The sequence below is a fragment of the Mesorhizobium sp. M2D.F.Ca.ET.226.01.1.1 genome (assembly GCF_004022705.2).
Lineage (GTDB): Bacteria > Pseudomonadota > Alphaproteobacteria > Rhizobiales > Rhizobiaceae > Mesorhizobium.
In genome coordinates, this window is the sequence record NZ_RZOY02000001.1 from 371,634 (window position 1) to 385,046 (window position 13,413).

General features: G+C 62.2%; 15 protein-coding genes. 7 read left to right on the top strand and 8 right to left on the bottom strand.

The annotated features are described in order from the left end of the window. Positions 1-229 precede the first annotated feature (229 nt). The 5 genes from EN869_RS01750 to EN869_RS01770 all read right to left on the bottom strand — a co-directional run bounded on the left by EN869_RS01750 (position 230) and on the right by EN869_RS01770 (position 6,106). Positions 230-2,308, bottom strand: coding sequence for a bifunctional diguanylate cyclase/phosphodiesterase (locus EN869_RS01750; RefSeq protein WP_127227924.1), 2,079 nt, complete (start codon positions 2,306-2,308; stop codon positions 230-232). Further along, positions 2,269-2,799, bottom strand: coding sequence for a molybdopterin-dependent oxidoreductase (locus EN869_RS01755; protein ID WP_127227923.1), 531 nt, complete (start codon positions 2,797-2,799; stop codon positions 2,269-2,271). Before EN869_RS01755 ends, EN869_RS01750 begins: the two co-directional genes overlap by 40 nt. Positions 2,800-3,433: 634 nt before the next feature. Further along, on the bottom strand, positions 3,434-4,447 hold the full coding sequence (gene cydB / locus EN869_RS01760) for a cytochrome d ubiquinol oxidase subunit II (protein ID WP_150852415.1): 1,014 nt from the start codon (positions 4,445-4,447) through the stop codon (positions 3,434-3,436). 162 nt (positions 4,448-4,609) lie between these two features. Continuing rightward, positions 4,610-5,800 (bottom strand): cytochrome ubiquinol oxidase subunit I, encoded by a 1,191-nt coding sequence (locus tag EN869_RS01765; protein ID WP_210213851.1) that lies wholly within the window; start codon positions 5,798-5,800, stop codon positions 4,610-4,612. Positions 5,801-5,923: 123 nt separating this feature from the next. Then, a complete protein-coding gene (locus tag EN869_RS01770) occupies positions 5,924-6,106 on the bottom strand; it encodes a hypothetical protein (protein ID WP_127227922.1) in 183 nt (60 codons plus the stop codon). Positions 6,107-6,288: 182 nt separating this feature from the next. On the opposite strand from EN869_RS01770, the gene EN869_RS01775 reads away from it, so the two are divergent. Together EN869_RS01775 and EN869_RS01780 are read left to right on the top strand one after the other, a co-directional pair. Continuing rightward, entirely contained in the window at positions 6,289-6,474 is a 186-nt protein-coding gene (locus EN869_RS01775; protein ID WP_127227921.1) for a hypothetical protein, read from the top strand. Further along, a complete protein-coding gene (locus tag EN869_RS01780) occupies positions 6,471-6,779 on the top strand; it encodes a hypothetical protein (RefSeq protein ID WP_127227920.1) in 309 nt (102 codons plus the stop codon). The genes EN869_RS01775 and EN869_RS01780 overlap by 4 nt, the downstream gene beginning before the upstream one ends. Positions 6,780-6,805: 26 nt before the next feature. Here the strand turns inward: EN869_RS01780 and EN869_RS01785 are convergent, their stop codons facing one another. Both EN869_RS01785 and EN869_RS01790 read right to left on the bottom strand, forming a co-directional pair. Beyond that, positions 6,806-8,554, bottom strand: a complete 1,749-nt coding sequence (locus EN869_RS01785) for a PAS domain S-box protein (protein WP_245489510.1) — start codon at positions 8,552-8,554, stop codon at positions 6,806-6,808. Between the two features lie 155 nt (positions 8,555-8,709). Further along, positions 8,710-9,234 (bottom strand): ferritin-like domain-containing protein, encoded by a 525-nt coding sequence (locus EN869_RS01790; RefSeq protein ID WP_127227918.1) that lies wholly within the window; start codon positions 9,232-9,234, stop codon positions 8,710-8,712. 180 nt (positions 9,235-9,414) lie between these two features. Between EN869_RS01790 and EN869_RS01795 the strand changes: the two genes are divergently transcribed. The 5 genes from EN869_RS01795 (at position 9,415) to EN869_RS01820 (ending at position 13,077) form a co-directional block, all read left to right on the top strand. Beyond that, positions 9,415-9,804: a low affinity iron permease family protein gene (locus EN869_RS01795; RefSeq protein WP_127227917.1), complete on the top strand. Its 390-nt coding sequence runs from the start codon at positions 9,415-9,417 to the stop codon at positions 9,802-9,804. A 368-nt stretch (positions 9,805-10,172) separates the two neighbouring features. Continuing rightward, positions 10,173-10,802 (top strand): hypothetical protein, encoded by a 630-nt coding sequence (locus EN869_RS01805; protein ID WP_127227915.1) that lies wholly within the window; start codon positions 10,173-10,175, stop codon positions 10,800-10,802. Next, the gene (locus EN869_RS01810) at positions 10,799-11,191 is read left to right on the top strand and encodes a phage holin family protein (RefSeq protein ID WP_127227914.1); all 393 of its coding nucleotides are present in this window, start codon (positions 10,799-10,801) and stop codon (positions 11,189-11,191) included. The genes EN869_RS01805 and EN869_RS01810 overlap by 4 nt, the downstream gene beginning before the upstream one ends. Continuing rightward, positions 11,188-12,156 carry a hypothetical protein gene (locus tag EN869_RS01815; protein WP_127227913.1) on the top strand — a complete coding sequence of 323 codons (969 nt, stop codon included), beginning with the start codon at positions 11,188-11,190 and terminating at the stop codon, positions 12,154-12,156. The genes EN869_RS01810 and EN869_RS01815 overlap by 4 nt, the downstream gene beginning before the upstream one ends. Positions 12,157-12,243: 87 nt before the next feature. Then, positions 12,244-13,077: a YihY/virulence factor BrkB family protein gene (locus EN869_RS01820; protein WP_245489511.1), complete on the top strand. Its 834-nt coding sequence runs from the start codon at positions 12,244-12,246 to the stop codon at positions 13,075-13,077. A 37-nt stretch (positions 13,078-13,114) separates the two neighbouring features. On the opposite strand, the gene EN869_RS01825 is transcribed toward EN869_RS01820, so the two are convergent. After that, positions 13,115-13,339 (bottom strand): hypothetical protein, encoded by a 225-nt coding sequence (locus EN869_RS01825; RefSeq protein ID WP_127227911.1) that lies wholly within the window; start codon positions 13,337-13,339, stop codon positions 13,115-13,117. Between the last annotated feature and the right edge of the window lie 74 nt (positions 13,340-13,413).

The following is a 13,413-nucleotide window of genomic DNA, read 5'->3' on the forward strand; positions in this document are numbered from 1 at the left end:
TTACTCGCCAGCAACGGCCCAGGACGAAGCCCCCAGCCCACGCCAATCCAGAGACTCAAGCTTAGCCGTACCGATGGGTGCTTCCGCTACCTCGGTGACGCGGTGGAGTTTGTCGGCCATTTCAGCGCAGGGAGCTACATCCGCGCGCTATCTCGGCAGGCTGGAAGACGCCTGCGTCAGCCGCTTGTCGATAAATGGCCATGGACGTTATTCCCTTGCTTACTTCCCGTTAGCGCCGTGGGCGGGAGCGTTGCAGATCCAACCGTTCAGAGATCGGCCTGGCATCTTTGCGCCACTCGAAGGTCGGCTTCTTCGTACGCGGCACGCTGCCCTGTCTCGCCACCAGATGGCTGGTCAATGACCGTTCCTCGATGGGCTCGGACATGTAGAACCCTTGGGCGCTGTGGCAATGCTCTGCGATCAGGAAGTCAAGTTGCGCCTCGTTCTCCACGCCCTCGGCGACGACGGTCAGACCTAGGGAATTGGCCAGGGCGATCATGCCGCGAACCACGCCCTGCTTTTTAGCGGAGGTGGGTAGGTCGCTCAAAAAGGAACGGTCGATCTTCAGCTGGTTCAGATTGAAGTCGGTGAGGTAGCCGAAGCTCGCATAGCCAGCCCCGAAATCGTCGAGCGCCAGACTGACGCCCATCGCTCGGACTTGGGCCAGCGTGTCCAAGGCCTCGCGGCTATCATGAATGAAGATGCCTTCAGTAATCTCCAGCCGCAGCCGCGCCGGCGGCAATCCGGTCTGCTGCAAGGTGTCGATGAGATGCGGAACGTAGGAGCCATCCTGCAGGCTTTTGCCCGACACATTGACCGAGCAGACGAAGTCGTCGCCGGACACCGGTAGCCATTTGGCGACCTGCTCGCAGGCCTTCGCAAGCACCGTCTTGTCGAGTTCGACGATGAGGTCACTCTTCTCGGCGGTTGGAATGAACGAGCCCGGCGCTCGGATCGAGCCCGACACGGGGTCGCGCCAGCGAACCAGGGCCTCGGCGCCCGTCATGTGCCCGGTCGCCAGTTCGAACTGGGGCTGCCAGACAAGGAAGAACTCGTCGCAGTTGAGTCCCCGCTTGATGGCGGCCTCTTCGCTGAGGCGCAGGTCGACCTGGCTGAGGAGCGTCGGCGAGAACGTCACGAAACCCGACCGACCCTCCGCCTTGGCGGCGTAGAGGGCAGTGTCGGCGTTGCGCAGGAGGACCGAGATGTCCGCGCCGTGCTCCGGAAATCTTGCCATGCCGATGCTGGCGCCGATGCGCACCTGGTGGCCATCGAGATCCGCGAACCTGTTCAGCTGCTCGCGCAGGTGATCGCCGAGGCTGTGTTGGTCGTTGCGGTCGACAATGGCCATGATTGCAAACTCATCGCCGCCCAGCCGCACCGCGACGACTTCGCCCGGACATTCGACCGATTGAAGGGTCTCAGCGACGGTCTTGAGCAGGAGGTCGCCGACATGGTGGCCGAAAGTGTCGTTCACGCGTTTGAAGTGGTCGAGATCGACCAAGAGCAACTGCAGCTGCTTGCCGGCCTGCCTGGCCCGCTCCAGCATGTCGTCACGGTTCGCCGACATCCAGGCGCGGTTCTTGAGCTCGGTCGTGGCGTCGCGCCAGGCGAGGAATTCCAGCTTCTTGAAGGCCTCCCGGCGCCCAATGAGCAAGAAGGCGGTTCCGATCGCCAGGAGGGACAGGATAGTCAGGGCGAAGGCGATCTGGTAGTTGAACCGCTTAAGGCTCTGTTCGGCGGAATAGAGGTCGACGTTCACCTCTTCGCCGTACTTGTAGTACTCGTCGTTCATGCGGTTGACGATCTGGTCGAGTTCGAGGCCCGATGCCTTTAGGGTCTGCTCGTCCATGGGCAGGCCCGCCTCGATGACCGCATCAAGGCGCTGCACCGCATCGTTCACGCGCGGCACGATACCCGCGTAGGCCGGGATCTCGCTGATGGTACCCTTGCCGTCGAGGCGCTTGAAACGGATAAAGACAAGGTCATTGGCCGCGGAGAGCTGGTCGAGGCTGGCTTGCGCGTTCGGTGCCCCCTCGGCCACCGAAATCATGTCACGCAGGTGCGTCACGTCGCGGATTGCGATGTGAAATTCGCGGATGGCAAAAAAGCCGAATTGGGGAAGCGCGTTCTCGATCCGGCCGAGGCTGAGGAACAACGATGAGATCAGAATCGCTGAGCCGATCGACGCCATGCCTATGGCCGTGCCGTAGGTCAGCGGGATGCGCCACTCTTTTACGCGGGACCAGATCATGGATGTGCCGCCTGTTACTTGCCTGTCTCCATCGCCTTGATCAGCCAGATCCACCGGGGCTTGCGGATCGGGGTGTCATAGGCCGGATAGTCGATGAGGGGATAGACCAGGCGCGTGGGGCCCTGCGTGCGCCGTGTGAGCAGCTTGCCGTCCTGGCGTGTCGCCAGCAGCAGCGGGCCTTCCGTCCAGTCTTCCTGGGGGATCACCTGCACATAGTCGTCCACGGCGCGCAGCGTCACGGAACTCTGGTTGTCCAGCCCCACAAGCTTGAGCACGTCACGGAACAGAACGCCTTCAAACGTCAGCTGCCCTTCCTCGAACGGGCTCGGCGTGGTCACCTGGTAGAGCCCGAGCTTCTCGAGCTGGCGCAATGTCACCGGGACGGCTTTGCCGTCCTTCTGGACCTCAAAGGCCACCGTATCCGGCGGCTCGGGGTATGTGACAGACTCCAATGCCCAAGTCGGGAGGCTGCCGGCCGACAAGCTCAGGAGAACCAGCAGGCTAAAACGGAGCCGCAACAGCCCAGTGATGAACGCGGAAGCCATGCGCCGTCCTTTGCTCGATCGCGAGGAACCACCTGTTCCTCGCCAAGGGGACACTGGCACTGAAAACTTAATATTCCTTGGCTCACGACGCGGTCTGGTCAGCTCCGTCGCCGAGACGGTCTGCGCCTACGCTCCGCGGGCTTCAAGGTGGCGGAAGCCCGAAACTTGGGATGTGACGGGGAGCTGCACCACCTGCATCTCGGCTGAATCGTCCGACGACAGGAGCGCGCGGTGTCGGTGTCCAGCCTCGAGCCGGGCCGTCGCCTCGCGGGGAACTGCGACGGTCTCGCGAGCCATCACTTCACCGTCCACTTCACCGTCGCGTTCAATAGCAACAAGGTAGTGGTTGAGGATGACCGGTCTGAAGGGCATCCGACAAGCTAACGAAGGTAGCGGCGTGAGGAAACCGCTCGGGCCGCTCTGGCCGATCAAACTGTGTTTCGACTGCCATGACGAAACAAACGATTCCCGCTGTTTAGCGATAGCTTGTGCAAAGCGCGCGGCGCGATCGAACGACCGGAACGAATTGGGAATAAGAAATTTAGTCCTGTCTTATATTGATGCATTGCCGAAACGGACCATGAACATCAAACCATTTCGCCGCGGAATCACAGCGCCTGTTGGTTGCCTCCCGCTAGTGATAGCCAATGTCGCTTTTCACCTTGCCGCGGAACACCCAATAGGACCAAGCCGAATACATCAGAATGACCGGCAGGAGGAACAGGGTTCCCACGGCGAGGAATGCCTGCGTGCTCGGTGCCGACGCGGCATCCCACAAAGTATAGACATGCGGGACGATCATCGGCCACAGGCTGATGCCGATGCCGAGATAGGAGATGAGGAACAGGCCGATCGCGGCAATGAAAGGGGTGGCGTCGGAGCTGTTGTTGAGCGAGCGCCATTCCAACCAGCCGAGCAAGGCCGTCAGGACCGGAACAGGCGCAAGCAACAGCATGTTGGGCCAGGAGAACCAGCGTGTGGCGATGCCGGCGTTCATGAGCGGGGTCCAGACGCTGACGATCCCGATCGCTGCGAAGACGCCGAGAAAGCACCAGCGGCCATGTCGGCGCGCCCGCGCCTGCAGATCGCCCTCCGTTTTGAGCACCAGCCACCCGGCGCCGAGCAGCCCGTAGCCGAAAACCAGTGCGAGGCCGGTCACAAGAGCGAAGGGCGTGATGAAGTCCCACGACGTTCCGGCAAAGTGGCGGCCGTCCACCTGAAAGCCCTGGATGAAGGCGCCCAGCACGACGCCCTGCGCGAAGGTGGCGACGGTCGAGCCCCAGCTGAAGCCATGGTCCCAGAACGTCTTGCGGGCGCTGTCACGGTAGCGGAACTCGAACGACACGCCGCGGAAGATCAGGGCGAGCAGCATCACGAGGATTGGGAAATACACCGCAGGGATGATGATTGCGAAGGCAAGTGGAAAGGCGGCGAGAAGCGCGTGCCCGCCCAGCACCAACCAGGTCTCGTTGCTGTCCCAGATCGGCGCGATGGAGTTCATGACCAGGTTCCGTGAGGCGGTGTCCGGCTGGAGGCCGAAGAGGATACCCACGCCCAGATCGAACCCGTCGAGGATCACGTAAAAGCAGACGCCGATACCGAGGATCAGCGTCCAGAGCGGCACGAAGTCGAGCACTAGGGACGGCATGATCAACCGGCCTTTCCGCTTTGCGGGGAGGGGCCGGGCACGGCGCGCACGGGGCCGCTCGGGCGTCCGCTTCGATTTCTTCTGTATCATCGACGACCTCTGCTGCGCCCTTAAAGCGCGCCATGATCAGCAGCCCGGCCGGGAAGATCACGAGATAGGCAATCACACAGAATCGGCGGTCCTGAGTAGGCCATAGACCGTCCAGGGCTGGCGCCCCACCTCCGTCGTGGTCCAGCCTGCCAGCACCGCCACGAAGCCCAGCGGCGCTACCAACTGGCAGGAGCGCAGATACCAGACGCTGTCGTAGAGCCTGCCTTTCCAGCGCAGCCACCAGCTCGCCACGACCATGCCGAGCATGAGGAGCCCGATGCCGACCATGACGCGGAACGCAAAGAACGGGATGGCCACCGGGGGCCTCTGGTCCCGCTGCCATTCCTTCAGACCGCGGATCTCGCCATTCAGGTCGTGGGTCAGGATGAGGCTGCCGAGCCACGGCACCTGGACCGCGTAGCGGTTCGCCTCGTTCTGCTCGTCGGGGAGGGCGAACAGCACCAGGGGCACGCGCCGTCCGGTGTCCCAATGCGCCTCGATCGCAGCCAGCTTCGTCGGCTGGTGCTCGAGCGTGTTCAACCCGTGCTCGTCGCCGAGCAGGATTTGGAGCGGAACCAGCACCGTCAGCAACCACAAGGTCATTGAGAGCCTGCGTGAGCCCTCGGCCACCGAACGGCCGCGCCGGATCAGCCACGCCGCGACGCCCACCACGACGAAGGCGGTGGTGACGTAGAACCCGACCACCGTGTGCCCGAGGCGGTAGGGGAACGACGGGTTGAAAACGATTGCGAACCAGTCGTTCGGGTAGAAGCGGCCGTCGACCAGCGCATAACCGGCGGGGGTCTGCATCCAGCTGTTGGCGGACAGGATCCAGAACGACGACAGCAGCGTGCCGAACGCCACCATCAGGGCGGCTACGAAATGCGCCCAGCGCGGAACGAGGTTGCGGCCAAACAGCAGCACCCCCAGGAACGCGGCCTCAAGGAAGAAGGCGGTCAGCCCCTCGTAGGCAAACAGGGGCGACAGGACGTTCGCGGTCGCGTCGGAATAGCGGCTCCAGTTGGTGCCGAACTGGAAGGGCATGACAATGCCCGATACGACCCCCATGCCGAAGGCCACGGAAAAGATCTTGATCCAGAAGCCTGAGATGCGGAAGTATATCTCGCGACCGATGAAGAAATGCAGGCCTTCCAGGAGCGCGATGTAGGACGCGAGCCCGACGGTGAACGCCGGCAGCAGGATGTGCCAGCCGATGACCCATACGAACTGGAGCCGGGACAGGAGCAGGGGATCGAGGTCCATCGATGACCTTGCACGTTCGGGGATCATCTTCCCGTTCGGGAGCGTCAACGCAACATAACGCCGTGACCTTGGGGAACAAGGGTGGAGCGCAGGCAAAGAGCGGCTACTTTTCGCGAATGTCTTCTAGCGTTTGCCCTTGCCAGGCTTGATCTTTCTCGCTTTGCCCGCGGTGGGTAGGCGGTACGCGCACTCGATGATCGACAGGGCTTCATCACGGGGCAGCCCGCACTTGCGAGCATAGTAGTCAGCTTCCGCCAGTCTCTCGTGGGACACGCCGCGGTCGTGCGACTTGCTTTTCTTCCCCATCGGGCTTGCCTCCCGGAACTCGCGGCAATCTATCCGATTCGAGCCCTTCAGCGCACGACTGCTCGGGCGATCGAGGCAAGTTGCAAGGGCGTCGATCGGAGCGATGGCTCACCATGCCTCGCCGGCTTCGGAACTTAGAACCGCCTCCAAAGTTGATCTGCGTTCAACGCCGGAGCACGAACATGCCCGATTCCACCGTCTCAAACACGTCGCAGAACATTCCCGATCCGCAACCCAAACCGGCAACCCCATCGCCGGCAACCGAGAAAGTGTCGGGGGCCGGACCGGCGATCGCCGAGCATTCCGAGGACGCCAAGGCACCCAAGGGCGGCCGACAACCCGGCGCCTACGTCAAGGACAAGAGATGAACGTCGCCAACCTGCAGCTCGAAGGGCTGATGATGGCGGTCGCGGCCATCAACAATGCGCTGGTGCACCACGGCGTGCTGTCGATTGACGCCATCGATGATGCCCTGCGCAAGGCCGAAGCGTCCGTCACGGCTGACGAGCGCGTCTACGAAGACATGTCGCCGGCCCACCGGGAGGCGATCTGCTTTCCGCTGCGGTTGCTGCAGCTTGCCAACCTGTCCCAGGACGAGACCGGCGTACCAGCCTTTGCCGAGCTCGCACGACAGGTCGGCCGGACCAAGGATGCATCGGACGACCCGCCATGACTTCGATGGTGTCAGGCTCGCCCCGCTTACGCTGCACCCCGCTGGAACGCATCCACATATGCTAGTGGGGCTTGAAGCGACCAGACCACCTGGTCCGCGTCGTAGCTCACCCCGCCGGTGCCATTGAGAGCCTCCGGTGCAACCCGGTTGAGCACGACGGTGCCGAATCCGTCGTGGACGATGGCCTTGACCTTCGGGCCGTCCTTTTCGGTCCAGGCCAGTTGGAAGATGCGGCCATCGGCACCGTTCGTGACGTTCCAGTTTAGGGTAATCGAGCCCTTGCGGCCGGACAGCACCCCGTACTTGGCGGAATTGGTGCACAGTTCATGGAATGCAATCCCGAGATATTGGACCGCGTTGGGCGTGAGGACCAGGGCAGGGCCGTGCAGGGCGATGGCCTCCTCGCGCCCGAACGGTTTGGCTTGAGCCAGCAGGAGGTCCGCCACGGTCGCGCCCTTCCAATCGGCCGACACCAGCAGGTCATGGGATCTCGACAGCGCCATGATGCGCTCGCGGACCTGCTTCTCGAACACGTCAGGGCTGTCCGAACGTTTGTTGGTCTCGCGGATCATCGACAGGATCACCGCGTACTGGTTCTTCACGCGGTGGTTCACTTCGCGCATCAGCATGCGGATTCGCTCCTCGCTTTCCTTTGCCGAGGTGATGTCGCGGGCGATCTTGGAGGCGCCGACGATCCGGCCGGCGCCGTCGCGCACCGGTGAGATCGTGAGGGAGACCGGAATGTCGGTGCCGTCCTTGCGGCGGCGGATGGTCTCGAAGCTCTCCACCCGGCCACCCTGGCGGATACGCTCGATGATCATCGCTTCCTCGTCCTGATACTCTGGGGGGAACAGCATCGTGATGTGTTTGCCGACAGCCTCGTCCGCCGTGTAACCGAAGAGCCGCTCGGCCCCCTGGTTCCAGGTCTTGATGAAGCCGTCGAGGTTCTTGCTGACGATGGCGTCGAACGAGGACTCGACAATTGCCGAGAGGTGCTGGGCCGCATCTTCCCCCAGTTTCCGATCGGTGAGATCGAATAACATGTTGACGGCGCCGGTCAGTTCGCCGCGGTCGTTGCGCAACGGCGTTGGAAACGGCATGAACGGGAAGAACGATCCGTCCGGCCGCTGGGCGATCGCTTCAACGCCGCGCACCGGCCGGTTTTCCTTGAGGGCAATCGCCATCGGGCATTCGTCGTGCGGCAACGGCTTGCCGTCGGGCGTGAAGAGCCGGAAGGTCACACACCACTCGTCCTCGCCGATCTTCGGCTCGCGGCCAGCCAATTCGGCCGCCGCCCGGTTGTAGTAGGTAATCTTCCCCTCGGCGTCGGTCGTGTAGATCGCGACGGGCAGGGCATCCAGGATCTGGTTGAAGCGGGCCTCCTGTTGACCGATAACCCGTTCAGCGGTTTTGAGCGGCGTCACGTCAACGGTGAAGCAGCGCGTGTGGACAAGCTGGCCATCCTTGAAGTACCCGCTCGAACTGACTTCCACGTGTTTGACCGAACCGTCCCGGGCCTTCAGACGCGCCGGATAACGGTAAACCTTCTCGCCGCGCTTGAGACGATCCATGATGTCGCGGATGACAGCTTCCTCTTCGTAGAAGCCGGCGATCTCCTTCCCGATATAGTCGTCGGGCTCATAGCCCAACAGCTTCAATTCCGCGGAATTCGCGTGGACGATACGGCCGTCGCCGTCGACGACGTGCAGGCCGACCGCGGCATTTTCAAAAAAATCTTCGTAATTGACGGCTGAGGACTCGAGGTCGTCTGCCAACCCGGCCGGGCCCTTCCTTCCCATATGTGTCCTGTCCACCGCGTTGAGCTGCCACACAACTCCGGACGCGGCGCATGGTTCCCTGCGCTTTAGGGCTGCTTCGGGCAGTGCTCGTATTCGGGGAGGGCTCCGAGCGAGTCCTCCCCGAACTGAGGTCAGGCGGCCTCAGCGACCGCCCGATCGTTGACACCCTGCTCACCAAGGGTGGTCAGCGCCACGTCGGTGGCTTTTTCCTCTTCCAGCGTCGCGTTCAGCAACTGCACGACGTCGTCCTTGCCCAGCGACTTTGCCCAGGCAATCAAGGTGCCGTAGCGCGCGATCTCGTAGTGCTCAACGGCTTGGGCTGCACCGACGAGACCGGCGTCGAGGGACGGGGCTCCTTTGTATTCTTCGAGAATTTCGGACCCTTCCTCGAGGATGCCGTCGATCGCCGGGCAGGTCTTGCCGCGGGCCGGCTTGCCGAGGAGGTCGAAGATTTCCTCGAGGCGCTCGACCTGGCCTTCGGTTTCGGCGCGGTGCTTTTCAAAAGCGGCGGTGACCTTCTCGTCATCGGCGCCCTTCGCCATCTTGGGCAAGGTCTTCAGGATCTTCTTTTCGGCGTAATAGATGTCCTTCAGGCCGTCGAGGAACAGGTCTTCAAGGCCCTTCTCGGCGGCAGCGGCTTTCTTGCTCGTAGCCATCGGCGTTCTCCAGGTTCAGCGTGTTGACTCGCCCGTGACAGGCAATGGCTAACTCCCGCATGGGCAACATGTTCCGGCACACGCGTACCTGCTGCTCTCGGGCGCGCGCCCGGGCGGGCTCGGAACGAAAATCCGAGTGCAACATTGTTGAAGCGCCTCCGCATTTCACCAGGACTCCCAATGGAAAAAACCTTCAATCGCGTTGCGACGGTCGTCGCACGCGCTTCCGGCCGTCCGTGGGCCTTTGCCCTATGCCTGGCGTCCGTTTTGATCTGGGCCGTAACCGGCCCGGTCTTCCACTATTCGGAAACCTGGCAGCTGATCATCAACACCGGTACAACGATCGTCACCTTCCTGATGGTCTTTCTGATCCAGAACACCCAGAACCGCGACGGCGCGGCCATCCAGGCCAAGCTCGACGAGCTGATCCGCTCCGGCGCCGCGAAGAACGCCTTCATCGGCATCGAGCACCTTACCGAGGCCGAGGTTGAAGAGTTTCGCGCGTTGTGCGCGCGAGCCAAGGAGAGCAAGCAAGGGGCTTCGGAAAAACGTCAGAAGGCAGTTGCGTAGTCCTATGTGAACTCGGGTGAAACCGCGCCGGCGGCTTTCGCCGAACCGTCCAGCTCCCCGAGCGCCGAACTGGCTAGGCCCGCTGGCGACTTTTGATCCTGCCCCTCTGTCGCAGCCCCGCCCCCATGAATAGCAATTGCTGGTGTAAGGCCTGGCCAGAACAGCGAGCGCCGAGCCCATCTCTCCTCGCTTCCAGTGCTGCAAGAGATTCCCATACCAAATCTCTTATCGAAAGGAACATAGGGTTCCACGAACCGTTCAACCGGAAGCAAGGAACCACTGCCATGAACAGTGTCATCTATCTCATAGGTCTCATCGTCGTCGTGCTCGCGGTGCTCTCCTTCCTCGGCTTTCATTAGGAGGACGTCATGCGGAGCGGAAATGATCAAGGCCGTGGACCGGCCGAGTTCACCAAGGCTAAAAACGACATTACCGACCGTGTTAAAAAAGAAAGCCAAAGCGCTGGAGAGGCGCTCCAGACTGCCCGCGACGAGATCGGCCGTAAGGCAGCCGATTACACGGCGGAAGTACAGGAGGCTGTATCCGAGAAAGCCCAGCAAACGCAGCGCGACATTGGATCCAGCTTGGCGGCATTTGGGAGTGCTCTGCGCGCCGCAAGCGACCATTTGGCCAACAGCGACCAGAGCCCGGCGGCGGGTTTTATGCGGGATGCGGCAGGCGGATTGGAAAGTCTATCCTCCTCATTGAAAGACAAGCCCTTCGGCGAGGTGCTTGAGGATATCCAGAACTTCGGCCGCCAAAATCCCGGCATTCTTATCGCGGGCTCAGTGCTGGCAGGACTAGCGCTCGGAAGATTCATTAAGGCTTCTCCTTCGGAAACACACCGCGCAGGGCATAGCGCGGCCGGGACGAAAAAGCCTGATCGGACCACAAGCAGGCAAACCGCCAAGAAGGCGCGCGAGCAGGCGGATGACGCGTCGTCCAACTGGGGTGTTGATGGCGGCACTCCTGGGAAAGCCGCGGAGCTAAAGAGATGACCACTCAAGACAACCAAAGCCTCGGCACGTTGGTGGCCGATCTGGCGCAGCAGGTGAGCACACTCGTGCAAACGGAGGCGAGGCTCCTCCGCGCAGAGCTGTCGGAGAGCGTGAGTAAGGCTGGGGCGGGCGCCGTTGAGGTTCTGGGTGGCGCGGTGTGTCTCCTCGCGGCACTGATAGTCCTTCTGCAAGCGCTCGTCATTGCCCTGACCCGCCTCGGCCTGGGCGCAGGATGGTCCTCTCTGGTTGTTGGAGTGATCGTTGCGGTGCTGGGGGTGATCCTCTTGCGGAACGGGATGGCGAGCATGTCGCCCTCCGCGTTGGCGCCGGACCGAACGCAGGAGCAACTGAGGCGTGACGCTAACGCAATCAAGGAACAGGCGAGATGAGCGACAAATCCGCAGCCGAACTCGAACGCGAGGCTGAGGCCACGCGCGCAAAGGTCGTGGCGACCGCAGAAACAATTCGAGGCAAAATGACGCCTGGCCAGCTCTTTGATGAGTTCACGGGCATTTTCAGCGAAGGTGTGGGCTCCGACCTGCTCCACAACCTGAAGGCCCAAGTTCGGGACAATCCCCTGCCGCTGACGGTGATCGGCGCCGGTCTGGCCTGGCTGATGCTGGGCAGCGGCGCTCCCGCAACAACACCAGGTTATCCCTCCCGCCGGGCGGAGTCAGATCTCGGCATATCGGGTCCCGGCATGGGTGCCGCTGTTTCGGACGCCACTGGCTATGCCGCTGATACTGCCAGTGATGCAGCAAGATCTGTCTCGGGAATGGTAAGTGGAGCAGCGGACAGCATGTCCGAAATGGCGAGCGGCGCCGCGGACAGTTTGTCCGAGATGGCGAGCGGGGCCGCCGGAACTGTCGCGGGAATGGCAAACAGCGCATCGGAGACGCTCACCAGCTCGGCGACCGCCACAGCCGATATGGCGGCAAGAGCTACTCGCTCTGCGCAGGGGCTTCTGCAGGATCAGCCGTTGGCTCTCGCGGCCGTTGGCCTCGCCGTGGGAGCCGCGATTGGGGCTTTGCTCCCCCATACGCAAGTCGAGGACGAGCAGTTGGGCGAATACCGAGAAAAGCTGCGGAGGGGAGCCGAAGCCACCCTCGACAAGGGCGTCGAAGCGGCGAAGCAGGTGGCAGCGGAAGCTTACCATGCAGCCGGCGATGCGGCCGGGCGACAGGCGTCTAAGGATGGCACTCTGGCAGACCGAGTGGGCGAAATCGTAAAGTCCACCGCCGAAAGCACGGAGAACGCGGTACGCGAACAGCTTGCGAAGTCTACGCAATCCGAGGGATCGGCTCCCGACTCGGCACAGCAGTCTGGTGGAGGTCATTCAAAGCGCAAGACCTGAGCTGGAGAACAAGCATGCTCCTGGTATGGGAGAAGGGAGAGTTTCGGCGGGCTGACAGCGGGGTGTGCCATGCTTGAGGTGTGGCGAATGGTAAAGGCGAGCGTGGCGGGGTTCATCGCGGATAGCGCCCTCAGTCACGGCGCAGCCATGGCTTTTTTTGCAGTGACGTCGCTTGGGCCTGTTTTGCTCCTGGTGGTAGCCGTGGCGGGCCTGGTGTTTGGGCATGACGCGGCACGAGATGCAATAGCTGGTCAGCTCTCCGGGGTGATGGGCACTCAAAGTGCCGAGGTGCTGCAAACTGCGCTGCAGAGCGCCTCAAATCAGAAGTCGGGAATCATCGCGACCGTGGTTGGCCTCATCACTCTGCTTCTTACGGCGTCAGGCGTCTTTGGCGAAATGCAATCGGCATTGAACACCATTTGGAGGGCGAAACCTGAAGGAAGTTCGATCACGCGCCTGATACGGGCCAGGACGGCCAGCTTGGGACTGGTCGTCGCGCTTGGCTTCCTTCTCATTGTGTCGCTCGCGGCGAGCGCGGCGATCAGCGCGCTCAGCGCCACCATTAATCAGCTGCTGCCGTTCGGATCAGCGATCGTTGAAGGGGTGAATATTCTGATATCGTTCCTGCTGATCGCCGTTTTATTCGCGGCGATCTACAAGGTTCTCCCGGACAGGGACTTGCAGTGGCGCGACGTCTGGTTTGGGGCGTTCGTCACCTCGGCCCTGTTCACAATCGGCAAGAGTTTGATCGGCCTTTACATCGGAAGCAGCGCCGTGGCGTCGTCGTTCGGTGCGGCCAGCGCGCTGATCGTTGTGCTGCTCTGGATTTACTATTCGTCGTTGATCTTTCTTCTCGGGGCCGAGTTCACTCGGGCCTATTCCGTAGAGCGTGGCAGCCAGCGGGGCGTCGAGTTATCTTAGAAGGAGATGCTGCCACATCTTCAGATGAACCATAGCCTTAGCTTGCGCCAGACCTTTTGCTGCCGGGCCGTCGCTTGGTCGCGGGCTTAGTTGAAATCCCCATCTGGGCGCGCAGGCGGTGCACTCCGATCAGTGGTGCTGTCTCGATCAGCGTCCGCCGTGACTGCTCGATACATTGCCTGGCTGCGGCGAGGAGCTTCCGATCAAACTCCGTTTGAAGCGGGCGGAAGGTTTCAAGGTGTCGTCGCTCTTCGTCGTCCATAGCTCCCCTCCGGCGGGAGCGCTGTGTCGAGTCTCGGTGCCGGCCTGCATTGGCTGATCGCCGACGCGGGCGAG

Bases quoted from the DNA above. Each gene is read 5' to 3' on its own strand.
- EN869_RS01765 (WP_210213851.1), bottom strand. From the start codon at position 5,800: ATGGACCTCGATCCCCTGCTCCTGTCCCGGCTCCAGTTCGTATGGGTC.
- EN869_RS01825 (WP_127227911.1), bottom strand. From the start codon at position 13,339: ATGGACGACGAAGAGCGACGACACCTTGAAACCTTCCGCCCGCTTCAA.
- EN869_RS01775 (WP_127227921.1), top strand. From the start codon at position 6,289: ATGCCCGATTCCACCGTCTCAAACACGTCGCAGAACATTCCCGATCCG.
- EN869_RS01815 (WP_127227913.1), top strand. From the start codon at position 11,188: ATGAGCGACAAATCCGCAGCCGAACTCGAACGCGAGGCTGAGGCCACG.
- EN869_RS01805 (WP_127227915.1), top strand. From the start codon at position 10,173: ATGCGGAGCGGAAATGATCAAGGCCGTGGACCGGCCGAGTTCACCAAG.
- EN869_RS01790 (WP_127227918.1), bottom strand. From the start codon at position 9,234: ATGGCTACGAGCAAGAAAGCCGCTGCCGCCGAGAAGGGCCTTGAAGAC.
- EN869_RS01770 (WP_127227922.1), bottom strand. From the start codon at position 6,106: ATGGGGAAGAAAAGCAAGTCGCACGACCGCGGCGTGTCCCACGAGAGA.
- EN869_RS01810 (WP_127227914.1), top strand. From the start codon at position 10,799: ATGACCACTCAAGACAACCAAAGCCTCGGCACGTTGGTGGCCGATCTG.
- EN869_RS01795 (WP_127227917.1), top strand. From the start codon at position 9,415: ATGGAAAAAACCTTCAATCGCGTTGCGACGGTCGTCGCACGCGCTTCC.
- EN869_RS01780 (WP_127227920.1), top strand. From the start codon at position 6,471: ATGAACGTCGCCAACCTGCAGCTCGAAGGGCTGATGATGGCGGTCGCG.
- EN869_RS01755 (WP_127227923.1), bottom strand. From the start codon at position 2,799: ATGGCTTCCGCGTTCATCACTGGGCTGTTGCGGCTCCGTTTTAGCCTG.
- cydB (WP_150852415.1), bottom strand. From the start codon at position 4,447: ATGCCGTCCCTAGTGCTCGACTTCGTGCCGCTCTGGACGCTGATCCTC.
- EN869_RS01820 (WP_245489511.1), top strand. From the start codon at position 12,244: ATGGTAAAGGCGAGCGTGGCGGGGTTCATCGCGGATAGCGCCCTCAGT.